General features: G+C 47.4%; 23 protein-coding genes and 1 pseudogene. 9 read left to right on the top strand and 15 right to left on the bottom strand.

Annotated elements, in window-relative coordinates; all coding sequences use genetic code 11:
- Positions 1-137: 137 nt before the first annotated feature.
- Positions 138-371 carry a ferredoxin-thioredoxin reductase variable chain gene (locus QUB63_RS15735; protein ID WP_332946192.1) on the bottom strand — a complete coding sequence of 78 codons (234 nt, stop codon included), beginning with the start codon at positions 369-371 and terminating at the stop codon, positions 138-140.
- On the opposite strand from QUB63_RS15735, the gene QUB63_RS15730 reads away from it, so the two are divergent.
- Positions 300-656: a hypothetical protein gene (locus QUB63_RS15730; protein ID WP_332946362.1), complete on the top strand. Its 357-nt coding sequence runs from the start codon at positions 300-302 to the stop codon at positions 654-656. The two genes, QUB63_RS15735 and QUB63_RS15730, sit on opposite strands and share 72 nt — an antisense overlap.
- On the opposite strand, the gene QUB63_RS15725 is transcribed toward QUB63_RS15730, so the two are convergent.
- Together QUB63_RS15725 and QUB63_RS15720 are read right to left on the bottom strand one after the other, a co-directional pair.
- The gene (locus QUB63_RS15725; protein ID WP_332946191.1) at positions 633-3,416 is read right to left on the bottom strand and encodes a DUF3536 domain-containing protein; all 2,784 of its coding nucleotides are present in this window, start codon (positions 3,414-3,416) and stop codon (positions 633-635) included. The genes QUB63_RS15730 and QUB63_RS15725 overlap by 24 nt on opposite strands.
- 355 nt (positions 3,417-3,771) lie before the next feature.
- Entirely contained in the window at positions 3,772-3,996 is a 225-nt protein-coding gene (locus QUB63_RS15720) for a hypothetical protein (RefSeq protein ID WP_332946190.1), read from the bottom strand.
- On the opposite strand from QUB63_RS15720, the gene QUB63_RS15715 reads away from it, so the two are divergent.
- The 3 genes from QUB63_RS15715 to QUB63_RS15705 are packed head-to-tail and all read left to right on the top strand — an operon-like array spanning position 3,982 to position 7,334.
- On the top strand, positions 3,982-4,455 hold the full coding sequence (locus tag QUB63_RS15715) for a HEPN domain-containing protein (protein ID WP_332946189.1): 474 nt from the start codon (positions 3,982-3,984) through the stop codon (positions 4,453-4,455). The two genes, QUB63_RS15720 and QUB63_RS15715, sit on opposite strands and share 15 nt — an antisense overlap.
- Positions 4,456-4,458: 3 nt before the next feature.
- Positions 4,459-5,829, top strand: a complete 1,371-nt coding sequence (locus QUB63_RS15710) for a tyrosine-protein kinase family protein (protein ID WP_332946188.1) — start codon at positions 4,459-4,461, stop codon at positions 5,827-5,829.
- A complete protein-coding gene (locus tag QUB63_RS15705) occupies positions 5,826-7,334 on the top strand; it encodes a P-loop ATPase, Sll1717 family (protein ID WP_332946187.1) in 1,509 nt (502 codons plus the stop codon). The genes QUB63_RS15710 and QUB63_RS15705 overlap by 4 nt, the downstream gene beginning before the upstream one ends.
- Positions 7,335-7,621: 287 nt before the next feature.
- Here the strand turns inward: QUB63_RS15705 and QUB63_RS15700 are convergent, their stop codons facing one another.
- The 10 genes and pseudogenes from QUB63_RS15700 to nuoB all read right to left on the bottom strand — a co-directional run bounded on the left by QUB63_RS15700 (position 7,622) and on the right by nuoB (position 14,969).
- The gene (locus QUB63_RS15700) at positions 7,622-8,107 is read right to left on the bottom strand and encodes an ester cyclase (protein WP_332946186.1); all 486 of its coding nucleotides are present in this window, start codon (positions 8,105-8,107) and stop codon (positions 7,622-7,624) included.
- Between the two features lie 61 nt (positions 8,108-8,168).
- On the bottom strand, positions 8,169-8,963 hold the full coding sequence (locus QUB63_RS15695; RefSeq protein WP_332946185.1) for an SDR family NAD(P)-dependent oxidoreductase: 795 nt from the start codon (positions 8,961-8,963) through the stop codon (positions 8,169-8,171).
- Positions 8,964-9,135: 172 nt separating this feature from the next.
- Positions 9,136-9,993 carry a VanZ family protein gene (locus tag QUB63_RS15690; RefSeq protein ID WP_332946184.1) on the bottom strand — a complete coding sequence of 286 codons (858 nt, stop codon included), beginning with the start codon at positions 9,991-9,993 and terminating at the stop codon, positions 9,136-9,138.
- 33 nt (positions 9,994-10,026) lie between these two features.
- Positions 10,027-10,968 carry a GNAT family N-acetyltransferase gene (locus tag QUB63_RS15685; protein ID WP_332946183.1) on the bottom strand — a complete coding sequence of 314 codons (942 nt, stop codon included), beginning with the start codon at positions 10,966-10,968 and terminating at the stop codon, positions 10,027-10,029.
- Positions 10,969-11,098: 130 nt separating this feature from the next.
- Positions 11,099-11,581, bottom strand: a complete 483-nt coding sequence (locus tag QUB63_RS15680) for a hypothetical protein (RefSeq protein WP_332946182.1) — start codon at positions 11,579-11,581, stop codon at positions 11,099-11,101.
- A 485-nt stretch (positions 11,582-12,066) separates the two neighbouring features.
- Complete coding sequence (locus tag QUB63_RS15675) at positions 12,067-12,483, bottom strand: VOC family protein (protein WP_332946181.1); 417 nt, start codon at positions 12,481-12,483, stop codon at positions 12,067-12,069.
- 140 nt (positions 12,484-12,623) lie between these two features.
- Complete coding sequence (locus tag QUB63_RS15670) at positions 12,624-12,917, bottom strand: antibiotic biosynthesis monooxygenase family protein (protein ID WP_332946180.1); 294 nt, start codon at positions 12,915-12,917, stop codon at positions 12,624-12,626.
- Positions 12,892-13,461: a GrpB family protein gene (locus QUB63_RS15665; protein WP_332946179.1), complete on the bottom strand. Its 570-nt coding sequence runs from the start codon at positions 13,459-13,461 to the stop codon at positions 12,892-12,894. The genes QUB63_RS15670 and QUB63_RS15665 overlap by 26 nt, the downstream gene beginning before the upstream one ends.
- A gap of 52 nt (positions 13,462-13,513) precedes the next feature.
- Positions 13,514-14,092 carry a GNAT family N-acetyltransferase gene (locus QUB63_RS15660; protein ID WP_332946178.1) on the bottom strand — a complete coding sequence of 193 codons (579 nt, stop codon included), beginning with the start codon at positions 14,090-14,092 and terminating at the stop codon, positions 13,514-13,516.
- A gap of 175 nt (positions 14,093-14,267) precedes the next feature.
- A pseudogene (nuoB, locus tag QUB63_RS15655) lies at positions 14,268-14,969 on the bottom strand (NADH-quinone oxidoreductase subunit NuoB).
- Positions 14,970-15,336: 367 nt separating this feature from the next.
- Between nuoB and cax the strand changes: the two are divergent.
- The 3 genes from cax to QUB63_RS15640 all read left to right on the top strand — a co-directional run bounded on the left by cax (position 15,337) and on the right by QUB63_RS15640 (position 19,607).
- Positions 15,337-16,458: a calcium/proton exchanger gene (gene cax / locus QUB63_RS15650; protein WP_332946177.1), complete on the top strand. Its 1,122-nt coding sequence runs from the start codon at positions 15,337-15,339 to the stop codon at positions 16,456-16,458.
- A gap of 849 nt (positions 16,459-17,307) precedes the next feature.
- The gene (locus QUB63_RS15645) at positions 17,308-19,371 is read left to right on the top strand and encodes a serine/threonine-protein kinase (RefSeq protein ID WP_332946176.1); all 2,064 of its coding nucleotides are present in this window, start codon (positions 17,308-17,310) and stop codon (positions 19,369-19,371) included.
- An 11-nt stretch (positions 19,372-19,382) separates the two neighbouring features.
- Entirely contained in the window at positions 19,383-19,607 is a 225-nt protein-coding gene (locus QUB63_RS15640; protein WP_332946175.1) for a hypothetical protein, read from the top strand.
- Here QUB63_RS15640 and QUB63_RS15635 read toward each other — a convergent pair.
- A complete protein-coding gene (locus tag QUB63_RS15635) occupies positions 19,599-20,237 on the bottom strand; it encodes a transaldolase family protein (RefSeq protein WP_332946174.1) in 639 nt (212 codons plus the stop codon). The genes QUB63_RS15640 and QUB63_RS15635 overlap by 9 nt on opposite strands.
- A gap of 500 nt (positions 20,238-20,737) precedes the next feature.
- Here QUB63_RS15635 and QUB63_RS15630 point away from each other — a divergent pair, with 500 nt between their 5' ends.
- Both QUB63_RS15630 and QUB63_RS15625 read left to right on the top strand, forming a co-directional pair.
- Entirely contained in the window at positions 20,738-20,965 is a 228-nt protein-coding gene (locus QUB63_RS15630) for a hypothetical protein (RefSeq protein ID WP_332946173.1), read from the top strand.
- A 580-nt stretch (positions 20,966-21,545) separates the two neighbouring features.
- Positions 21,546-22,817, top strand: coding sequence for a glycosyltransferase (locus QUB63_RS15625; RefSeq protein WP_332946172.1), 1,272 nt, complete (start codon positions 21,546-21,548; stop codon positions 22,815-22,817).
- A 194-nt stretch (positions 22,818-23,011) separates the two neighbouring features.
- Here QUB63_RS15625 and QUB63_RS15620 read toward each other — a convergent pair whose 3' ends face one another.
- Positions 23,012-24,175: a quinone-dependent dihydroorotate dehydrogenase gene (locus QUB63_RS15620; RefSeq protein WP_332946171.1), complete on the bottom strand. Its 1,164-nt coding sequence runs from the start codon at positions 24,173-24,175 to the stop codon at positions 23,012-23,014.
- Between the last annotated feature and the right edge of the window lie 128 nt (positions 24,176-24,303).

Below are 24,303 nucleotides of genomic sequence, written 5' to 3'. Positions count from 1 at the left end.
CTTTCGGGCGCACTACAAACCAATCTTATTGTAGTCAAGCGACCGGACATGATATCATTCCCAATCTAAAATCTCAAATCTCAAATCTAAAATGCTATGAGATTATCTTTGGGTTCCGGTCTCAACTTTTGAGAGTCCTAGACTTCCGAAGATATCAATTCGACTTCATCTTCTTTGAAGTGAGCTCGAAATTTTTTGTCAAACTGAACTAGAACCGGCCAATTGGCACTGACTGGTCTGCCGTGCCATTCGTGAACGATCGCCACGACTTCTCCTTCCATACCCTTAATCTCAAATGGTTGACTGCGATTTTCCGGGTGGTGGTAGACAACAACAGAGTTTTTAACGCAAACGCGATCGCCAACTTTCATAGATTTAAAATTAGTGTTCTCTCGGAAAAACTCTACAAAGCGTGCAAGTGCAGAACACCTGTAGGCTTTGGGGACAGTCTTTTTATCTTCCCACACAATTCGAGCGAAAACTCAAAGAAAGTTAGCGGTTTTCTGTCGGTACTTCGATCGCCAGCCGCGAACCGAGGACGGCTTTATGCCGATCGACTCTTGGTTGAACCCAGCGCCCGATCGGCATTTAAACCGAGCGGGCGGATTCTGGTGCGCCCGAATGGAGGCCCACTAATCGAGAAGCGATCGGCTTAACTGGTTCAACCAACACTCAACATCAACGGCGAGAGTTTGACCCAACTCCAGCAACTGCCGGATCGAAGACACCTCCCAGCCGCCGTCTGAGCGGGCAATATCCAAGGCAACGGGAGCGACCTTATTTTCGCCCGCCGAGGCATCTTGCCGTTGCAGCCAGCCCAAACACAGAGGCACAATTTGACTGTACAGAGAATCGAAATACAGTTCCTGAGATTTGTCCAAACACAAACCCAGACTCAGCCGAGATCCCACAGCAATCAAACGCTCGATGTAGCGGATATCAGCTTCCAACTCCAGGGGCGAGCGATCGTCCGCGCCCGCTCCTGCTTGCAGCAGCGCGTCAAGCTCGCGCCAAACCCGCCGTTCCAAAATTTGCTTAACTTCGGGAACCTTCAACCGGCTGCGGAGGTGGCCCGCTTCAGTGGCGATCGCCTCAATTTCCGCCAGCAGCGGCTCCGCGTCCCCCGTTTCCAGTTCCAGCGCCTTCGCCACCGTCAAACAGCGGTGTCCCAAAGCCACCTCAGCAGCCACCTGCAACTCTACCGGCACCGGCAGCTCGTCGCGGTGGAAAGCCATCATCACCCCGTAATTTTCCCGGTAAACCTGAGTGTAAAGCTGATCCAAGCGAGTCAAATTTTCCTGACTCAGCAACTGCACGATGCGGTGGCGTTCCTCAGCGAACAAATCCCGCAAGCTAAAAGACTGATCCCCAAACAACCGCACCATTTCCAGAATCGCGTGGGCCGCCGAAGCTTCTTGCAGAACTCCAAACAACCGCTCTTTCAGCATAGTGTAAGACCGGCGGCTGCCGAAAGGCTGAATGCAGCAGTGGAAATCCCAGCCGCCGAGGTGGAACGCAGCAAACACAAACACCTCTGTTTCCCGGGTAATTTCCGAGGTTAGCTGCAATTGACCCACAGCCAGAGTCATCGATCCCATGCGCTGAATTTGGAAATCTTGCTGTTGGGCCTGATAGCAGTAAATCCGCTGTTCGCGGGGATATTTGGCAAACAGAGAACTAATGGCGTAGTGGGCGGCCACTTGTCTGAGATTAATTTGAGCCGTCACCACCAGTTGGCGGTAAACTTCTGCGCCTGTTTTGAAACAGTCAACGTTGCTGGGTACTAGGGCCAGTTGAGCGACAAAATCCTTTTCTAGCTGCACGCCCGTAACTTCCCCCGCCAATTCCAGCGCCCGCGCCGCGTAGCGCAAAATTTGCACGCCTTCGGGGCGAGAAACTTCTTCAAAAAACCAGCCGCAGCTAGTGAACATTAACAAAGTGTGGCGCTGCATTTCCAGCAGGCGCAGGGCGTCTACCTGTTCGGCGGCGTCGAGTTCGCGAACTTGATGGCGTTCGAGGAAACTGTCAACGTTAGCGGGCGATCGATCGCGGATCGCATCAATATATTCATCTCTCGCTTTCCAGGGATCGCGAAACAGCTTGCGCCCCGCTTCCTCATAAATCGGAATCAGCCGATCGCGCAGCCAATTCAAAGTATCCCGCAAAGGCTTGCGCCACAGCAGGTGCCACCCGCCGCCGCCACCGCACCCACAATCATCTTGCCAGCGATCGACCCCGTGCGAGCAACTCCAGGCCGTCACCGGTTTGAGTTCCACTTCCCAAGTGCTGGGATTTTGACTTAAATAATGAGCATAATTCGTCACCGTCCAGCCCCGGCGGGGAAACTCTTCTGTGAAGGCGTAGGCGAGACATTTTTCGGTACTGTGTTTGTGGTGGCCGAAAGTTTCGCCGTCTGTCGCCACGGAGATTAGTTGAGCCGGTCGGTGGTCTCCCCGCACTGCTTGACCCAAGCGTCCCGCCAAGTGGTGGCTGCTGCTGAGAACGTCGTTGAAGCCCATATCCCGCGAGATCGGGCCGTCGTAGAAAAAGATATCGATGTAGGGAGTGTTCGCCGTTGGGGCTGCCGAATGCTGGCCGTGTCCGCGGCCCAAGCGGTGAGTGCTCAGCGGCGAAAGTTGGTTGGAAGCCATCAACCGCATTTCTGGCTTCAAATAGCAGCGGTACGGGCGAGTCGGATCGATTTGACCGCCGCCGACTTCGTGCCATTCGGTATCTATTTCGTGCTCTCCTTCTTGGTTCTGCCCGATTAGCGGGCGGCACCGTTCGGCTTGGGAGGGGGCTAAGACAATGAAGCGGATGCCTTCAGCGACCAAAACTTCGAGGGTGGCGTAGTCTACGGCGGTTTCTGCGAGCCACATTCCTTCGGGATGGCGATCGAATCTGGAGCGGAAATCTGCGATCCCCCAGCGAATTTGGGTGTATTTGTCTCGCTCGTTCGCCAGCGGCATGATGATGTGATTGTACACTTGGGCGATCGCGTTGCCGTGACCGTTGAGCCGCACAGAGCTTTTGCGATCGGCTTCCAGAATCCGCTGGTAAACTTCCGGATCGTAGCGTTCCAGCCAGCTCATCAAGGTCGGGCCGATGTTGAAGCTGAGATATTCGTAGTTGTTGACGATCCCCGCGACGAGGCCGCGATCGTTGAGTATGCGCGCAAAGGCGTTCGGGCGGTAGCACTCGTTGTCAATGCGTTCGTTCCAGTCGTGGGACGGAGAGGCGCTGGCTTGGCGTTCGATCGCGTCCAAGTAAGGGTTTTCCCGGGGCGGCTGGTAGAAGTGACCGTGAACCGTCACGCACACTCCTGTTGCAGTAGCGGCGCTGCTTTGGGTGGCAGGCGTTACGGTTGGCGAAGACAAAGGTAGCAGCTCGGATTGAGTTGTAGAAATCGTAACCATGCGATCGAATCCTCAAGTAGTTAATGACAATAAAACCCGCCTAATTAGTAACTGAAACCTTAGGCAGCAAGAGTTTCAGCTAGGCATCTGTTCGGGCTAAATTTGGGCAGACAAGTTTTGATACATTTGTAGTATTGCCAGCAAAGCATTCGTTCCAATATGCCAACCGTAGATCCCTGGGTTTTTCTGCCCGTGCTTTGCTGTTGAAAGACTTAAAAAAGGTAGTTTTTGCAGCTTTTTGGCACTTGCCACCCATTTCGGGTTAGTGCTTGCAGGGCTGCTGGTTGAGAGTTTGATTTACATTGCTGGATCTTAAAGTCTTATTTATTAAATAGCAAGTTTTCGCCGGAAAAATTTAATCTTTGGCGATCGACTGTGCGGCAATTGTGGGGGTAAATTTAACAGCGCAGGGCGAATCCCAACAGCCGGCAACGCTTTTGCTCAGGGGTGTGCTGCACCGCACGGCGCTGTACTGTTGCAGTCCTCCTCCTCCCGAAAGTTGATTTGGATGGTGTCGGGGGCGATCGCAGACATTGCGGAGGACAGTAGCAGGCTTATCCAGAAAATGATTATACTGCAACTGTCCGAAGTATTGGTTACACAGACAATGCAAGAGTCCTTTTCCAACTCAGCAGGCAGGCATTTACAGGATGCCCAAATTCTCTTGCAAAGCCAACGCTGGGACAACGCTGTTTACCTTGCTGCCTATGTCGTGGAATGTTCATTTAAACTACTTGTGGAGCTATACTTTAAAGATGATAAAGGTGCCGTAAAAAAGTATGGACACGACCTCCAGGAACTTGATGGAAGAGCAATGGAACGCTTGCGGGTTCTTTATCCCATTTTGGATCGGCAACTTCCTGCTTCAAGAATAGCTGGCACTGTTCTAGCCCAAGATCACCCAGAGAGGAGATACGCCAAGTCTCAGCTTTGGACTGAGGAAGAAGCAAAGTTAGCTGTTCAACGTGCCGAAGAAATTTACCGAGAAATCATCCCCAAATTAGTGCTAAATGGCTCAATTTCCAGCAAGGATATTTAACACATGACGATCGCTTTTGGTGAAACATTTGAGCGAGTAAAGGAATGTTTTAGTGAACCAAGCATTGTATCTGAACTTGTGCCTAAGCTTCAGTCTGTCACCATTATTCGTGATGTCAATGGAAAAATTAGACTTTTTCTTGATTTATCGGAAGGTCAAAAACCACAAGAAGTTAATACTACTGACCTCGCTCAGCTTCTTTCTCAAAAACTTGGCCCTTATTACGGCACTGATATCTGGTTGCCAGCCGGAGAAAATGATGCTTACAAAGCCTTAATTGATACTATCGAGAAAGAAAGAGTTTTGGCCTCGTGGGATGATGAATTAGTTCTGCCTCGCTGGTATATTCTTGAGCGTCACATTGCTAAACAGGCCTGGACAGATAAGAAGGTAGGTGAACCACCTTGGAAAGAGGAATTAGTCTATGAAAAGCGTAAGCCTGCGATCGTATCTTTTTTCTCCTTCAAAGGAGGTGTCGGACGAACCAGTACCCTCGTTGCTACTGCATTGACTTTAGCCCGTAACGGTCATCGAGTTGCCATTGTTGACCTCGATTTAGAAGCACCAGGTCTTGCTACAATTTTTTCACCCGAAAACTCCAATCATCTTGGTGTAATTGATTATTTATTGGAAAAGAAGGTTCAAGGCAAGGATTGGAAACTTCGCACCCACCTAATAAATATTAACGAGCGGACTTTGCGAGGAGATAATGGTGAAAGCCTGCAATTACTTCCGGCCGGGACTGTAGATCGAGATTACTTAGAAAAATTAGCCCGTCTTGACTTTCAGAACCTTGTCGGTGGTGAACTGCGAAGTACAATGGGAGATATGTTAAAAGAATTACAAAGTGCAGCAAAACCTTTAGATTTTATTCTGATGGATGCGCGGGCTGGTTTTCACGATATTGGTGGCTTGGCGATTGCCAATCTTTCCCATGCAGCAGTCATCTTTGGTACTCAATCACGCCAAAGTTGGGCGGGACTAACTCATGTAATACGCCATTTAGCAAGCCCTGGAGTTGATGAGCGTTTACCATTAATTCTCGTACATTCGATGGCTCCAGCATTAGGAATACCGGGCAGGGAACAAGAGTTAACAGAATTTAGAGAAAAAGCATACACCATTTTTCAAGAAAATTATTACTCGGAAAATGAAACTGTTCCTAATGGAAATGATACTGAGGAGCCATTTACTCCTTTTGTTGTACCGTATCAGGAGAGCCTGCGAGGGGACATTGCTCTATTTGCTCGAAACGAAACCCCAGAAGAATCCGATAGACTGTCAGAACTCGTCAGGATTATGACTAATCATCCTTATCCGGATATTGCAGAAAAGTTATGCGGATTTTTCGGTCGTGATTTTAAGACAGATTGATTGAAACTATGAGTGAACTTAATAAACAAAAACTGCTGGAATTAATAATTGAAATCGCCCCCGGAAGGGCGACTGCTGAACGCGAAAGTGATAACGAGGAGACGTTCTTAAAAAATTTCTTGCCGCTCCCAGATTATCGGCTTGCTTTAGAACCAGACATCTTGTTAATACTAGGAGGACGCGGGGTAGGAAAAACAGAATTATTCCGTTTACTAGCCATCCCTTCAGGAAGGGAAGCTTTGGTTGAAAGTTTGGTAATCAGAGCATTACCTGCTTTGAGCAAAACCACATGGATAGCGGGCTTTGGGCGGACTCGCCAAGCAGAAAAGCGATTTCCAGCACCAGACATTGTTGAGCGCCAAATGCAAGGAGCTACAAACATTGAATGGCCTAGCTTCTGGATCGGTTTAATGTTAGGTGTCATCCTAGAGCAAGAAGAATTTAAGCTCAAAGAGTTTCTTCTTGAAGAAATAGAGCCGGAAATCGTTAAGGTTCTTAAAGGAAAATTATCTCTCTTGTCAAAATGGCTGCCCCTAGTGAATAACAATGTTGAGAAATTAAATTATGTCTTAGACAAATTAGATGAAAAACTCATTGAAATAGATGATTGGTTGTTTGTCACTTATGACGAATTGGATCGGATAGTTCCTTCCTATGTCGCCTTAGCAAGCCCAATTCGTGAACTTTTGGCTTTGTGGCTCGATCGATGGCGGCGTTGGGAAAGAATACGCCCCAAAATATTTTTGCGTACCGATCTATTTCGAGATGAATTTTTGAGTTTTCCTGATGCTTCCAAACTGCAAGCCCATCAGATTCGGTTGGAATGGGAACATTCCCGGCTTTACCAACTCTTGGTTAAGCGTCTAGCTAACTCGGGTACTGAAATGACAGAATATTTGCAAAACATCCCACAGTTGATTATTGAAAACAAACCTAGCTTGGGATTGACTGCAACATCAAACGAGAAACTGTTTGAAGAACTGATCGAAAAGATGATTGGCAAGTATATGGGGGCTAACGCTAAAAAAGGAATTACCTATCGTTGGATTCCTAATCACCTTCAGGATGCTGGCGGTCGAATTGCGCCACGTTCTTTTCTGAAGTTATTTGCATTAGCAGCAGACCGTAGAATAAAAGGACAAGTTGAACATAACCTCTCTGGAACAGCAATTTTGCAACCCTCTGACTTACAGGGGGCTTTAATGGATACTTCAGATGATAGAATTAGGGAATTACAAGAGGAGTACCCCTGGTTAGAATCTCTTAAGACGAGCTTAGTAGGTCTGACAGCTCCCATGCCCAAGGACACATTTTTAGATGCGGTAAAATCTACCACATGGAGTCCTGAAAAACAACCACCTGTCACTAACCCTGAAGGCATCTTGCAATATTTACTTCAACTTGGGATTGTAGAAAATCGTTCGGATGGACGTATTAATATGCCTGAAATCTATTTGTATGGGTTTAAAGTTAAACGGAAAGGAGGGGTTAAACGTCCAAAGTAATATTAACGATATGTTGTAAGCTATATCTGACCTTACTTTTGAGGAGCAGTCTTTGAGTGCTGAAATTATTACCAAAAGAAGGATTGAATTAAACAGGGGGAATTTCAACAGCAGGCAACGCTTTTGTTGAGGGGTGTGTGGCATCGCCTTGATGTGTTGTGTCGGTGCAAAATCTTTTGTAGAGTTTTTTTGGGTTAAAAATGCGCCTTCAACCGCCTCTAGTAACTTATCGAAGCCAACAGATAGCCTTGATGCGATCGCGTGCATTGAGATTTTGGACTCTTACCTCAACTCGAGGCAGACTTGTGAAACAGCCTGGATGCAATACCCTTCAAAATGTGTCCGATCAGCTTCGGCCCCGGCAGAAAAACAATCCCTAGCTGCTGCATCAATCCAAGTGCATCGCCTTGTCCCCAATGCTCCACAATTTTACCGTCTTCTACGCGGTCGATGTGCATAATTGACAGCTTGATTTGTTTGCCAGTCGGCGGCAGACTCTGAAACTCTCCCAGATGCGTCGCCGTAAATATCCCACAAGTGATAACTCTATCTCCTGCCACAATCACTTCATCAAAGGCGTGTTCCCCGTTGGCAAAGGCAAGATAAAACGCCATCCCAAATCGCTTGAAGCCTTCACTATCTAAAGACTCAGGAACACCAGCCAGATGAGCGACAAAATTTGGAGCAAGCAGCTTTAAAGCTCGCTCCATCTGGCGCTCGTCAAATGCTTTGTAGAAATCCAGAACCGTAGCTTTGTTTTGTTCGGTTAACATTGACAGCTTCGTTTTGACCAAAATTGTAACCGATCGATCGCGCACAAAGACCTAATTGCGGCTAAACGATCGATCGCACGACACCGCCATCCACACGCAAAGCCGCCCCGTTAATAGCAGAGGCTACTGGGCTGGCAACAAACGCCACCAGTGCAGCCACCTCCGAAGTCTCAGCAAAACGCTGGATCAGCGACGAAGGGCGAGTCTTTTCAAAGAACTCTTTCTCCACCTGTTCAGGAGTCACATTTTGGTCTTTTGCCAATCCTTTAATAAAATCTTCTACTCCTTCGGAGCGCGTCGGCCCCGGCAGCACAGAATTAACAGTTACATTGCTGCCAACAGTCATCTGGGCCAAACCTCGCGCGAGGGAAAGTTGCGCCGTTTTCGTGACTCCGTAGTGAATCATTTCTGCTGGAATATTGAGTGCCGATTCGCTGGAAATAAAAATAATCCGCCCCCAATTTTTGGTCAGCATTAATGGCAGATACTTTCTCGAAAGTCTCACTCCGCTGATGACGTTGGTTTCCAAAAAATTCATCCACTCGTCATCATCAATCGCCTCAAAGGCTTTCGCTCCGTAAATTCCCAGATTGTTGACCAAAATGTCTACCTCTGGAACTCGATCGAATAATTCGCGGGCTCCGCTGGCAGTTCCCAAATCCGCAGCCACGCCTTGCAGCTTGGCATTGGGAGCAATTTCTTTGATTTGGTCGATCGCCCTTTTCACCCGTTCTTCCGTCCGTCCGTTCACAATAACCGTCGCACCTTCTCGGGCGAGTTCTGCGGCAATGGCCAAGCCTATTCCGGCTGTTGAACCGCTGACTAAGGCAATTTTATCCGATAGTTTTAGTTCCATTCTTGTCATCCTCCAAAATGAGTATTTTTGATGCGCTTGACGAGATTTGTTTAACTATAAATTACCCAAAAATTCTTAATGTAGGCTGCGCACTTCGCAGCGAGCGAGGCTATGCAAAATCTCTATCTAAATGTAGCGCATGGATTACCGAGCGCACCTTCAACTTTGGTATTCACCTAGAACTATCGCTTGATTTTTTCCAGGCCCAGCCCGCTACAATACCAATGCTTGACATTAGGGTTTCTATCCAGTGCAAGTGAGCCGGTACAGTCCACGACACAGAGCTTTTGCTCGCGTACCACATCACGTTGACTGTCAGGATTAGAACCATTCCGATGATTAGCAGCCACAGGCTAAAACTTGGTCTAGGTATTGGAAAAATGGATAACATCCAGACGATCGCAGGAACAATTATAAATGTTGCAAGTCCCGGGATCGGACTGATGTTAATCAGCGGTGTTAGTGCAAAAATTAGCCATATTGTTAAAGCTACCAGTTTTAATCGGCGATCGGAAAGACTCAACTCAAACGCTGTCATCCCAGCGATTGCTGAGGGCATTACTAACCAGGCAGATATATCTTGCGTTGCCGATCGCATGGCAGTAACCCAACACAATGGCATTAACATAAAAGCTAAGGAAATTCCTATGCTACCCCGATTTTTTTCAGAGACAGCATACCTATAAAATAAGGAGCCGACTAAAGTACCGCAACTATTTGAGAGGATATCGTAAAAATTAGTGTTTCGCTCTATCAGTGAAAGTTGTGCTATCTCAATTGCAGAACTCAATAAAGCTCCATAAAAAACAATCCAAATATGGGGAAGTCGAAAAGTGTGATGCAGTACAACTCCCAATGGAAAGAACAAGAGAACATTCTGACAGAAATCAACAGCGGAAAAATAAGAACTCCAACCATGTGTAGCGACAAACCAATGAAATCGAAAAGGATTGAGTGCCAGAAGAACGAGAACTAGAGATATGTAGGCAACAGTCAACCAGTTCCTGTCTTGTAACCTGCGATTCATCATTAGACATTTCCTATCATGCAAACTTGTTTTGCATTAGCGCCAAGTGTCTAATACAAAAACCTCAGGTCGATTGTAACCGGGATCGTTGGGCCTGTGCATTGCTACACCTGTACTTTCAGTGCGAAAAAGGCGATCGACCATCATAGCATAAGCGAGATCGTGGCTCGCATTCACTCCAGCCCTGAGACGCAACATTTTTTGACTCGCCCCAAACGCTTCACAGACATCAAGCAACCGTTCAAACAGTTCGCCTGCTTGCACTCCCGATCGCACAGCCCCAAACTTGACATAGCATACATCACTACCAGCTTCGCTACCCGCACCGCAATGACAAACAGCAAATCCAGCCAAACCTTTGTCATCCCAAAGCAACACCGTATCGCCCAAGTTTTGATCCTCAACTGCCAAAATCTCCCGCGATAAATCTAGCCCTGGATAAATAGCATCCGTAAGTGCGTAACATTCTTTGAGACAGTGCGATCGCTCTTCTGGATTCTGTTCAGAATATTTGATTGTTGGAAAATCCAGCTCGACTGACTGAATGGATTTTACCATAATAAAAGTCAGAAAACGCGGGTAAAATCCGAAGTTTTGATAAAGCCCGTGGTGTTTCGGACTGTTCGGAAAAGTAAATAAACCTGCCTGTCGAATCCCCCAGTCAGAAAAACGGTCGATCGCACATTCAATCAGACATTTTGCCACACCTTGACCCCAAAAATCAGGATGAACGCTGAGCGGCCCAAAAAAACCGACACTGCCCCAACAAACTGCTATATTCGAGCCAACTAACTTGCCATCAACCTCTGCTGCAAAAGCCGCTGTCGGATCGACGAGCGATCGCGTTTGAACATAGTTCGCATCACCACAAAAATCTGCGGGTTCAGGCAATCCAATAAAAGTACCAAAGGCAACTCGAAAAATATGTTCAGCCGTCGATAACTCATTTTCTCGAAGCAGTCGAATAGAGATGTTCATTGGAGGAGATACCCGTTAAAAATATAAAAATTACCAACAATTAATATCTCCGAATTCTTAAATAATTCGGAGATACTTGCCGCACGAGTGGCGTAATTAATTTTAGTTGTCTGCTGGCGCCTCTCGTAATTTAAGCGATCGCCTCAGCAGGTGCAGCTACAAAGTTCTTCAGCAAGTCCGGCTGTTGAGTGAATGCCAAATATTTGGCGGTCATTTCTGGTGTCAGGAACTCTAACATCAAATGGTTTTCTACCCAGAACTCAATCACATCAAAGAAAGATTCGCGATCGCAGCGCACGACTCGCCAGCCTTCGCGCACTGCAATCTGTTCAATGTCAGTTTGACTGCTAGGGACGGACACGGCTGCATGGGTTGCTGTAAATTGAGACGCCTGCGGATTCTGCTGGAAACCGCACCCATCCTGTCCGGAGCCGGGAAAGAGTTCAGTTCCTGAAGGATAGACTTCAATGGCTGTACCGTGTTCATCCATTGCTATGACCATGTAACTGCCGGGATGAGGTGGAAAAGGCACCACTTGACCTTTGAAAATTTCTGCCAGGACTTGGGCGACGTGCTGGGGTTTTTGAGCGGAAATAGAAATGTGATGGATCATAAAACCTCTCTTGAGATGTGTGGTTGTGAATTGAATCGGAGTGCGATCGCAGAACCTGAATTTCCACCAGGATAGGAAGCGCAGCTCCGATCGATCTTTTAGATGCTTGTTATTTTTTATCGATTCTTGCGGTGTTCGAGCATCATTTTTGGTGTGATAAGCTGTTTTGCATTTAAATCGTCTGTCGAGAAATAATCAAACAATGAGTGGGGTGGGCCGGCTCGCCTGCCCCGAATATACAATTTAAATGTGCAACAGCTTAATAACTGAGATTCCCTCCCACTGCGTTGCAAAACTGGTCAAGTGCGGTGGACTGGGAAACAGGCTCACACACTCGATGGGCGATCGAGCAATTGACGGTTGATGATGCTGCATGGCACATTTACCGTTCAGGACTATTCCAATTATATGCGACTGCAAGACGGTTCCTTTCGTCCGCCCTCACCGTGGTGTGCAAGTGCACTTAAGCCCTGCACAGCCTATTTTCAGCCAACCTTCTCCACCGTAAATCCAATTTCTTGACCGTATGATAGCTCTAGAGTGTGACCGTCCGGGTCGCGCAAAAAAGCCCAATAGCCGATCGGATACCCCGAATCTTTTGGTTCATCAAGCAGTACAGCTTCTTGACGAGCCAAATCGCACAGAGAATCCATATATTCCCGACTTTTGCAGCCAACTCCCAGATGCGCCAAGGGAGACAAAACCGGACGTACAGAATCTTTTTGAATTAGCACAATTACAAAAGGACGAGTTTTATCAGAAAGCCACACTACAGCAACACCAGCTTCTGCATCAATGCGGCGGTGAACGACTTGCATTGCAGCATACTTCGAGTAAAATTCAATACTTTTATCAACATCGGAAACGGGCAGGGCGATGTGAGTTAAACCGATATCAATCATTTGTTATTTTCCTCCTTTTTCTGTGATAAGGTTTGATCGTTCGGACTTCAGTCCTCTGAAAAAGCGGACTGAAGTCCGCACTACAAACTAATCGATAGACTGCGAATAAAGGTTAGATCGTTCGGACTTCAGTCCTTCGATTATAATGAAACAACTTCGTAATGTTCTACTGTTGGAAATGGCTCGTAGAAGTGATGCAATAAGGAACGCCACTTTTGATAATCTGGGGATTCTCGAAATCCAACGGTATGGTCTTCCAAACTTTGCCACCGCACCAGCAGAATATAACGATTTGTGGTTTCTATACAGCGTTGCAGCTCGTGCGAGATATACCCCGGCATAGAAGAGATAATAGGTGAAGCTGTTTTGAAAGCGCTTTCAAACTCAGCAGCCATATTAGCTTTAACATCAAGAATTGCCACTTCTAATATCATAATTTTTATCAGATGCTCTCCACTTGGCCGCTTTAAGATCCATGTCTTTAATAAACCCAGCTTTTCCGTCCATGTACCCCTGAATATTATCAGAGTATTTGTTTGCGAGTTCTTGTTTTAGTTCGCTGTATTGCTGGGCGTCTTCAGGATGGTAAATCATATAATCTCGAAACGCTAAGTGGCGTTCTATCTGCGCTGAGTTCACTTCAAACGTGTGAATGTGGTGTGTTCTAATCCCTGCTTCGTTACCCTTGCGAAAAAAACGACGACCCGATATCCCAAACTCACCCATTGCTTCATAACCTAAAGCCTCAAGTGCTGAACTCTGTGCATCAATTTTCATAATATCTTTAACCTCAACTAGCATATCGATAATCGGCTTTGCATGAATTTGTGGAATAGCCGTGCTACCGATGTGATGTATCGCCACCACATTTTCGCTAAGTGCAAGTGCAATCAGTTTCGACTCAGTTTCAAAGGCATCTCGCCAACGTGGATCGTGGGGGACGACTTCTACCTTAACAAAATCTAGTTTTTTTGACATGGTTGATAATTATTTGCTACTGTTGTGCTTTCAAATTGGTTTGCGATCGCATTTAACCGACACTGATTCGATCATTACTCATGTACGGGCTGCGCGCAAAGCTCTTAAACATACGGACAACGGGGAGAAACTGACTGTTTGGGAGAGGAATTTCAAACCGATCGATCGCCCGATAGCCAAATTTTGTGTAAAATGGCTCTCCCGCCAGCGTTGCGATCGTCTCAACGTCCTTAAATCCAGCACGCTCAGCAGCCTGTTCGCACGATCGCATAATCTGACTGCCAATTCCTTGACGCGCCCGTGCTGGATCGACAAAGAATGCCCGAATCTTTGCTGAGTCGGTGTCTGGGTTGAGCAGGCTGTCTTCTTGATTATTTTTGCCTGAATCACCTCCATAAAGCGTTTTTCGCTTGCTCCACCCACCGCAACCGACAATTTGGTTATTGTGTTCAGCAACAAAGTATGTTTGGTCTTGAATCAGTTGGCTGTCAACCCCAAAGACTGTGCCGATTGCGCCTTCAATTTGCTCTGAAGTGTAGTATTTTGCTTGCAAAGCTCTAGCAGAATCGGAAATTAAAGTTGTCAGCTTAGGAATGTCTTCTAAGCAAGCTAATCGAATACAAAAATCCATTTCATATGGTGTCCGGTCAACTATCCGCAATCTGTAACGGTTTGATCGTTCGGACTTTAGTCCTCTGATTTATGCGGACTAAAGTCCGAACGATCAAACCTCGTTTATTATGGTCTTGGCTGCGGAGATGATATTATTAGGTGAGACTCGTGCAATATTTGAGTTTGAATCATCTTCAAGCTTCGATCGCCCGAATCGATTCCAACTCCCGTAAAACAGGCAACCCAGAGGACACAAGTTCTGGCGGAACCTGATGGGTTTCCAGGTATTTGCCGTCATGAATTAGCTGCACAGCGTTCATCCGGTGAGGGCGGGTGTAATAGCGGTGGGTTGGTTCCGTCTTTTGCCGTTCTTGCAAGCTGTCGTTAGCAATCTTTTTGCGCAGTTTGACGATCGCATCCATAATCGCTTTGGGCAGCGGCGGACATCCAGGTAAATAAACATCCACCGGAATTAGTTTGTCCACACCCCTCACCGCCGTAGGAGAATCGGCACTAAACATTCCGCCCGTAATCGTGCAAGCGCCCATAGCAATTACGTATTTGGGCTCCGGCATTTGTTCGTAAAGCCGCACCAAAACCGGAGCGTACTTCATCGTAATTGTGCCTGCGGTAATCATCAAATCTGCCTGTCGGGGAGACATCCGGGGAAAGACACCCAATCGATCCAAATCGAAGCCTTAAGCGAGCATGGCGCTAAACTCAATGAAGCAGCAAGCAGTGCCAAACATCAGCGGATATATGCTGGACATTTTTGCCCAATTGAAAAGGTCATCGACAGTTGTGAAAATTACGTTTTCCGATAGCTGTTGCGTAACTTCGGGATAAGCGGCCGGATTGGCGATCGACAAATCTTCTGAAGCAATATCTCGTGTCATGTCAGGTGAATTCATGTTGACAAAACTCCTCGAACGATATAGCTGTTGGTTGTTCGTTGACACTCTAATTCTGGCATCGAATTTTAGATCCCGCCACTAACTGTCAGATATCTTGATACTCGGGCACTCTCTCATCTTCAGAACAGGCAATTTATCTTTGTAGCAGCTTAGTTCTGGGCTGAGTAATTTTCAAATTATCGCGAAAGCTTTTCAATTTTATTAAGTATCTTCGCCAACTTCTGACCAAAAAACGTGAGTGAGTGCGATCGCCAATAGCCTTAAACCAGCATCCAATTTCTTTCTCCCTCCCCTTTGCTGCACTTGATGGCAGGCTATGATTGACGGTTGGGAGCTTTTCAGAATCTAAATGCTAAACACAACCAACATAATTTCCAGCCTGCTGCTATTTATCCCAGTTTCGATCGCCGGACACTTTCTCGGCTGGGAATCCTCCACAATCTTCATCACCTCCGCCCTAGCCATCGTCCCTTTAGCAGCCTGGATGGGTACGGCCACCGAAGAAATCGCCGTTGTCCTCGGCGCCAACTTGGGGGGTTTGCTGAATGCTACCTTCGGAAATGCCACGGAATTGATTATCGGCATCGTCGCCCTCAACGCCGGATTAATAGATGTTGTCAAGGCCAGCATCACCGGTTCAATTATCAGCAACCTACTGCTGGTGATGGGATTTGCGATGTTGCTAGGCGGCTTGCGCTACAAAGAACAAGAATTTCAGCCGACAGTCGCGCGGTTGAATGCTTCCGCGATGAACTTAGCTGTGATTGCCATTTTGGTGCCGACGGCGGTTCATGTCACCTCTATGGGCATCCCTTCAGAAACTATGCAGAATCTCTCTAGCGCTGTTGCTATAGTCCTGATTGTTGTCTACGTGCTGACTCTGCTGTTTTCGATGAAAACCCACAGTTATCTTTACGATGTAGGGGTGGCAGATGTCGAAGGTCTCGAAGAATTAGCCGAAAGTAACTTAGCACCAGACAGTCCCGACCACAAGGTGAATCTACCGCTGTGGATTGGGGTGCTGTTGGCCTGTACCGTCATGGTGGCGATCGAGTCAGAACTCCTGGTTGGTACTCTAGAAGAAGCGACGGCGCGTTTGGGGCTGACATCGCTGTTTACCGGGGTGATTTTAGTGCCGATTATTGGCAATGCGGCCGAACACACGACGGCGGTGACAGTGGCGATGAAAAATAAAATGGATTTGTCGGTTTCTGTTGCTATGGGTTCGAGTTTGCAAATTGCTTTGTTTGTTGCCCCGGTGTTGGTTTTGGTGGGTTTTATCGTGGGCAAACCGATGGACTTGAACTTCAACCCGTTTGACCTGGTAGCGGTTACGGTGTCGGTGCTGATTGCGAATTCTATCAGTTCTGATGGCAAGTCTAACTGGCTCGAAGGTACTTTGCTGTTGGCTGCTTATACGGTTTTGGCCCTGGCGTTCTTCTTTCATCCGGTAATGGAGGGACTTGTTTAAAAGGCTAGAGAAGGAAGAGTTGACAGTTGACAGTTGACAGTTGACAGTTGACAGTTGACAGTTGACAGTTGACAGTTGTCAGAGGGAAGAGGGAAGAGGGAAGAAAGAAGAAGGAAGGAAGAGCGAAAAGGCATTAGGCAGATTTTTGTCCCCCACTCTCCCCATCTCCCACTCTCCTCATCTCCCACTCTCTGCCTCTCCCCATCTCCCACTCTTCCCCTCTCCCCCTCTCTTTTATTTCTTCCTTAGGGAGTGGTCGCGGCGATCGTACAATGGAAATGTGGCTGCGTGGGTAATGATTAGTTTTGATTTTTTTGTGAATTATCTGCTGTCATCAGGGGTTATTGACCTCGATCGGCTGTGACCAACAAAAGAACCTTTGCCCTCAGCCCGATCGCTCGATCGGAGCGCCACAGGTTAGACAAAAAGACGAAATGCGGAAAAGGAGCTAGAGTTTAGTCCGCTTGACTTTAGCGACGCGAAGGAGTTAAATCAAGAGTGCTCATCAGTCTTGTACTAGGTGTGATACGATCGTCGTAAGTTGAAAATTGAGTTTAACTAGACAACGTAAAAACTTAACTGGATTGTTGAGTACGTAGTGACACCGATAGGTGTGGCCGTCTAGGAAAACTCGCCTTTTAACAAAAACCTCACTAGATCGAGACGATCGATCGAGTACGGTAGGGCATACCGGAATTTACGCTTGAGGAGAAGACACCTCTAAAGCGCCTGGAGCAATCCAGTTGCAAGCAAGTGACTTCGCCCAAGCAAGAATCTCAGTTACCAAGAGTGCTGAGAGTGCCAAAGTAAAACTTGATAGAGCAACCTCAATCAGGGTTATGTGGCTTCGTGAGTTATTGCCTCAATCCCAAATGCCCGAATCCCTCCGATCCAGCCAACTCTGGCAAATCCGCGTGTATCCACTGCGGGTCTGAACTTTTGTTGCAAGGTAGATATCGGCTAGTCGCGCCTCTCGGAGGCGGCGGCTTTGGCAGAACATTTGAAGTAGATGACAACGGCGCTCGAAGAGTGCTCAAAGTCTTGCTCAAAGAACATCCCAAAGCTGTAGAACTGTTTAAGCAAGAAGCCGACGTGTTGGTCAGGCTGAGACATCCAGGTATTCCAAAAGTCGATCGCGACGGTTATTTTACATTTACGCCAGCTCAGAGCACAGAGTCTTTTCACTGTCTGGTGATGGAGAAAATTGCTGGGGCAAATTTGCAAGACTGGCTGAAACATCGGGGCCGCCCGATCAGTCAAGAACAAGCTCTGAACTGGCTCAAACAACTGTCGGAAATTTTAGACCAAGTTCACCGACTCAACTATTTTCATCGGGATATCAAGCCGCACAATATTATGTGCAAGCCGAACGGGCAGTTAGTGCTCATTGACTTCGGGACTGCTCGGGAAGTGTCGGCGACTTATTTCGCTAAGGTGGGCCAGGGGCAAAATGTGACTGGTATTGTTTCTCCTGGCTACACGCCGCCGGAACAAACTAATGGCAAGGCTGTGCCGCAGTCGGATTTTTTTGCTCTGGGGCGCACTTTTGTGTATTTGCTGACTGGGAAGCCACCGACGGCGTTTCCAGAGAACCCGCGCACGGGCAGATTAATGTGGCGCAAAGGAGCTCCTCAGGTTTCCGACCCCTTGGCCAATGTAATCGATTACCTGATGGCGCCTTTTCCGGGAAATCGACCTCAAAGTCCGCAGATGGTTTTGCAGTGCTTGGAGGAAATTAATCTCGACGGCGGGGAAACTCAGTTGCCGACTCAGTTACCGACGACGGGACCAACTAAACTTCGCGCAACTTCCGGGGCGCCGGAGGCGAAGAAGCAGACTTCTGTAAACCGCCTCAGACCTCTGAATTCGGGATTGAACAAGACCGAGAAAGATGTTTTTGATTGGAAAAAGAAGTTGCTGGCGGGCGCTGCTGTTTTGATGCTGGGTATTGGCGCGTCTCAAATTTACGGTTCGGTGCGTTACGGGGTGTTTCCGGCCAACCCGGTGTGGCTGCTTTCTAGTTGGCCTAGCAGTCAGTTTTTGCAAAAAAGTTTGGATAATGTCGAGAGTGTAAATGCGATCGCCCTGTCGCCTAACGGTCAAACTTTGGTGAGCGCAAGCTTGGGGACGATTAGAATTTGGAATGTGAAGACGGGAGATCTGCTGGTGCGGCCTCTCAAGTCGGTGCATTCTCAAAAATCGGTCAACACGCTGGCGGTGAGCCCGGACGGCTCGATTTTGGCCAGCGGGGGCGGCGACAATAATGTGATTCTCTGGGATTTGAAGAGGGGGCGACGGATGCGGACGATTCCCGCTCACAAAGCCCCCGTCAACGCGATCGCTTTTAGCAGGGACGGTCAAACTCTCGCTAGCGGCAGCGATGACAAAACTATTCGCTTGTGGAATGTCAGAACCGGCAGCAGGTTGCGGACTTTGAGCGGCCACGCCGGAGGAGTAAACGCGATCGCTTTGAGCCGGGACGGTAACACTCTCGCTAGCGGCAGCGATGACAAGACGGTGCGTTTGTGGAATCTCGATACCGGAGAAGTCAGAAGAATTATCACAGGTCACCCGGGCCAGGTTAATGCTGTGGCTTTTAGCCCGAACGGGCAAATTGTGGCTAGTGCTAGCACCGACAATACGATCCGTTTGTCGAACGTGCAAGACGGGAAGCGCACCCGCACTTTTAAAGGGCATTCGGGCTCGGTGAGGACGATCGCCTTTAGCCAGGACAACCGCACTTTGATCGGCGGAGGCGGAGATATTATAGTGTGGGATTTGAAGACGGGAAAAGAAAGAAGCACTCTTTCTGGTCACAGTCAGTTTGTGAATTCTGTTGCTATTGCCAGAGATAGCAAGACTTTGGTGAGCGGCAGTCCCGATCGCACTATTAAGATTTGGCGAATGCCATAGCCAGTTGACAGTTGATAGTTGACCTGGGACAGTTGATAGTTGACCTGGGACAGTTGATCGAAGGAAGAAGAAAGAGGGAAGAAGTAACAATTCCCAATTCCCAATTCCCAATTCCCAATTCCCAATTCCCAATTCCCAATTACCAATTCCCAATTCCCAATTCCCAATTCCCAATTCCCAATTCCCAATTACAAAATAATCAAGAGATTGTGCAAATGGATTTGGTATTATCCTAAAATTCCTCGCCCGTTTTTGGCAAATTCATCCACAGTTTGCTGGGACAATTCGTGAACGGCCATCGCTTGCAATACGTCTAAAGGCAATGTCAAATGATGGGCGCCGGCTAATAAAGTCTTTACTGCTTCTTCTGGCGATTTAATGCTGGCTGCCAAAATCTCTGTATTCGTTCTCTGCAATACGTTGGCCATATCCCGTACTAAGGCAAAACCGTCTCCGAGGAGTCTGGTGGCGCGATTCACGTAGGCGATCGCATATTTTGCCCCGGCTTCTGCTGAGACAACGGCCTGGGCGGCGCTGTATATAGCTGTCACCGCACAAGGAATTTCCCCCGACAAATGCGCTACTGTTTGGAAGCCCGCAGCCGTTGCTGGAACTTTCAAAACTGTTTGTCGCCCGATCGACTCAAAAGCGGCTTTTCCTTCTGCTACCATGCCATCAAAATCTGATGCCATTAGCTGATAGTACACTTCCCCAGGAATCAGTTGTGCCAGTTGTTTGAGTGTCTCCTTGGGAGATAGCTCGCTTTTTGCCAAAAGTGTGGGATTAGTAGTAATTCCCGCTATCCACCCGAACTTGCTCGCCCGTGTGGCTTCCGCTACAATTGCAGTATCAACATAAATCGCCATCGGCTCTACACCTTCAGTTTCTTAATATTTTCCAGACGCTTGCTTTCAGCTTGAGAGCGATCGCAGTCAAATTAATTGTTAAGCTTTAACAATATCAGAATCTCGGAAATATTACTGTTAAGTAAATATAACAATTCAGTGATGTGCATCACTGGCAGTGTGTGAGTTAGAAATGTGTAATATCGTGCCTGCGGTCACGAGCGCAATGAAATTAGTTTGTAGGCAGGACTCGCATTCCTCACTCACAACCGGATCGCGGTTATTTTATCGGAAAATACGAGGTATTAATTCAACAGGACTTACCCAAAAAGAATGGGTTTCTGAGGGAAAGTGCATAAATGCTGTTGAAGAGATCTTATAACCGAATTCAAAACTTTCAAGTTTTTTGGTAACTGCGATTCTCTGGTACAGAAAATTTTACTTTCCAAATCCCGGATACAGATCGCTTGTATTTGTAGTTATGGTTATGTATCTAATCACTCAAAGGAGGTGACTCAGAAATGACCGAAAAAGAAAATCAGCACCCACAAATCAGCTTTGAGGCGTCTTCTGAACCAGCCCAATCGGAAAAAGCAGCAGCAACCGCTGACGAATTCTCGGCAAATGTTCAGTCTGAAAATGCGTTTCAACTTATTCAAAATATCCAACAAGACACTTTAAAGGCTGTAGAACGTTTCTTGATGGTGAGCATAGATTGGAAGCTGTCAGAAATTTCTAAACGCAAGTAAGTTATGGAGTGCTACCGCAACGGGGAAGTTATGAGTTGTGATTTTCGTTGGCTATTTTGTTTAAGTCCAAACTCACAACTCTTGGACTTACATAATTTTATATTATTTATAAAAAAAGCGTTTGTAGTGAGGACTTTAGTCCTCTTTTTAATAACTAAAATCTTAAGCTGAGCGCTCATAACTTTTATTTTATTCTTTAATTCGGTTCCCAAAAAGTCGGTTTCGGACGGGTGGCGCGCACTTCCCAAAGCGCTTTGAGGACTGCAAAAAATTCGCGAAAACTGTAGCGTATCGTGCTAGATTGGCGAAATTTACCTTAATTTGGGGTTCCCAAACCGATCGCCTGTAGGCCCTGTAGATAGGCCTCTCGGTGCTTCGGAAAGCACCTGACAAATATAGCAACCTTCTTGGCTTTTAGGACTACCGATAACCTCATGAATAGAACCCGAGACCCCTCTACCCTAAACGGTTTGATTCCCATATGTAACTGTCAACTGTCAAGCGGTCAACTGTCAACTGCTATATAATGTGGAATTAACTGGGTTATCCTAGAGCTTATGTCGATCGAGAGGTTTTGAGGGTGAGTCGAATTGTTTTCACTACAATTGGTTCTTTGGGCGACCTCCATCCTAAAATTGCGATCGCCCTGGAATTGCGAAAACGCGGTCATGATGTGGTGTTTGCAACCCACAAGGAATATCAAGCCAAAATTGCAGCCTTGGGATTCGAGTTTCACCGGATGCGGCCTGACAATAGCGCTCTCGACGATCCTCAAGAGATGGCGCGGATGATGGATTTACAAACAGGCTCGGAATATATCGTGCGAAAGTGGGTTTGTCCGAGTTTGCGCGAGACTTATGGGGACTTGATGAATTGCGCTAAAGATGCAGATTTGATTTTTGCAGGCGAAGGTGTGGTGGCGGCTCGATTAGTTGCAGAAAAATTGGGGATTCGATGGGCGTCAAGTGCGATGGCGCCGATCTCGTTTTTCTCTGTTTGTGACCCGCCGGTGTTACCTATATTTCCAATTTTAGCTAAGCTGCGGGGGTTGGGATCGATCGCCAATCAAGCAGTTATTAACTTGGCCAAATTGGTCAGCAAGTCTTGGGGCGAATCGGTTCATCAATTCCGACAGGAACTTGGATTACCTCCTTTAAAAGGCAATCCCTTTATTGATGACAAGTTTTCACCCTATCTCGTACTGGCCCTGTTTCCTTCTGTTTTGGCAAAACCCCAACCGGATTGGCCGCCCAATACAGTTGTTACAGGCTCCACTTTTTACGACGGAAGTGACGGTGGAACGGAACTAGAACCAAAAGTTAAGCAATTTTTGGATGCAGGGGAACCGCCAATTGTTTTTACTCTGGGTTCGGCCGCAGTGATGGCTCCGGGTAACTTTTATCAGGAAAGTATTCAAGCGGCTAAGCTGTTAAACCGTCGGGCAGTTTTGTTGATTGGTAAAAATGCGCCTCCGGAAAATCTTTCAGAAGATATTCTGGCTGTTAGCTATGTTCCATATTCTCATATTTTTTCTCGCGCTGGGGCGATCGTCCATCAGGGAGGGATTGGCACGACAGCTCAAGCGCTGCGGGCCGGCCGCCCAACTCTCGTAATGCCCTACAGTCACGACCAACCGGACAATGCAGCGCGAGTGGAACGGTTGGGAACGTCGCGGACTGTGGCGCGCAAAAGTTACACGGCTTTGCGGGCTGCGCGAGAGTTGAGCGAGTTGTTGGACAATCCTGGATACGCAGAAAAAGCGGCAGAATTGGGACGAATTGTTGGGGCACAAAATGGTGTTTTTGTTGCCTGCGATGAGATTGAAAAACTGCTTGGTTATACTGTTATTTAGGTGTAAAATTATTTGGGAATAATTTTAGTTTTTGTTTTAGTGCTGTCCCCAGATCGGGGTATGTTGTTGCGCTTGGGCGCTCTTTCTTTATATATAAAAGATCGCCCAAGCGCAACAACGTACTTACAACAATCTTATCTAATGCTTTTTACAAAAATTAGATGCTCCTTTTAAGCCCATGTCGGAATGTCGGACTATTTAATATTTTCCGAACCAACGGCTTCGGAAATCGAATTAAATCCTTTTTCTTCCAACTTTTGCAGCAAGCCTTCCAAAATTCGGCGCACCATCCAAGGCCCTTCGTAAACCCAACCGGTATAAACTTGAATTAAACTCGCGCCGGCGGCGATTTTTTCCCAAGCATCTTCGGCGGTGAAAATGCCGCCTACTCCAATGATTGGTAATTCGCCTTTTGTATGTTGCCAGATAAATCGGATAATTTCTGTCGATCGCTCTCGCACTGGGGCCCCGCTAATTCCGCCCGCTTCTTCGGCGATGGGTTTCCCGGTTTCTGGCAATATTTGGGTTTTCAATCCGTCGCGGCGGATGGTGGTGTTTGTGGCGATAATTCCTGCTAGTTGGTAGGTTTTTGCTAAGTCGAGAATGGATGCGATCGCTTCTGGTTCCAAATCCGGGGCAATTTTGACTAAAATTGGCTTGATTGAGCGATTTTCTTGTTGCAAAGTTTCCAAAATTGTGCTGAGCCCTGCGGCATCTTGGAGCGATCGCAATCCAGGCGTATTGGGAGAGGAAACGTTGACTACAAAATAGTCGCCCCAATCTTTGAGCAGCTTAAAACTCTCCAAATAATCGGCTGCTGCCTGCTCTAACGGTGTTACCTTAGATTTACCGAGATTTATGCCGATCGGGAATGGGGAGTCAGACATGGGGCGCGAGGCATCGAATTTTGACTGTTTCTCTGCTGCCTGAAACCGGGCTGCCATTGCCGCGGCTCCTTGATTGTTAAATCCCATGCGGTTGAGTGCTGCACTGTCGCGAGACAAGCGAAACAAGCGAGGTTGGGGGTTTCCCGGCTGGGCTTGGCAGGTGACTGTACCGAGTTCGGCAAAGCCAAAGCCAAAGTTTGCCCAAATGTCTGCTGCTACGCCGTTTTTATCAAATCCCGCCGCTAAGCCGACTGGATTTTTAAAGCTCAGTCCCCACTTCGATTGTTCGAGGCGAGAATCTTGCACTCCCAAAGATTTCTGCAATCGCCAGAGCATTTGGCTGGTGGCGGGATTAGACTGGGTTCGGGCTGCGAGTTCTAGAACTTGAAGAGTGCGGTTGTGCAGCCACTCGGCATCGGTTTTCAATACGGAAAACAACAGCGGGCGCACGCTCGATCGATAAATATCCAATGACTTGTCCTGGGGCAATTGACAAATGAGAAATGAGAAGGGAAATAAAAATAGTCAAGGAGACCCGAAAGGGGGAGCATCTCAGTTTTGCCTTTATAGTGCTGTCGAGAGCTCGAAGAGCTGTTATG

Origin of the sequence: Microcoleus sp. ARI1-B5 (assembly GCF_036705795.1) — a bacterium.
Lineage (GTDB): Bacteria > Cyanobacteriota > Cyanobacteriia > Cyanobacteriales > Microcoleaceae > Microcoleus.
Note: the sequence above shows the minus strand (reverse complement) of the source record. Positions and strands in the feature narration are given on the sequence as shown.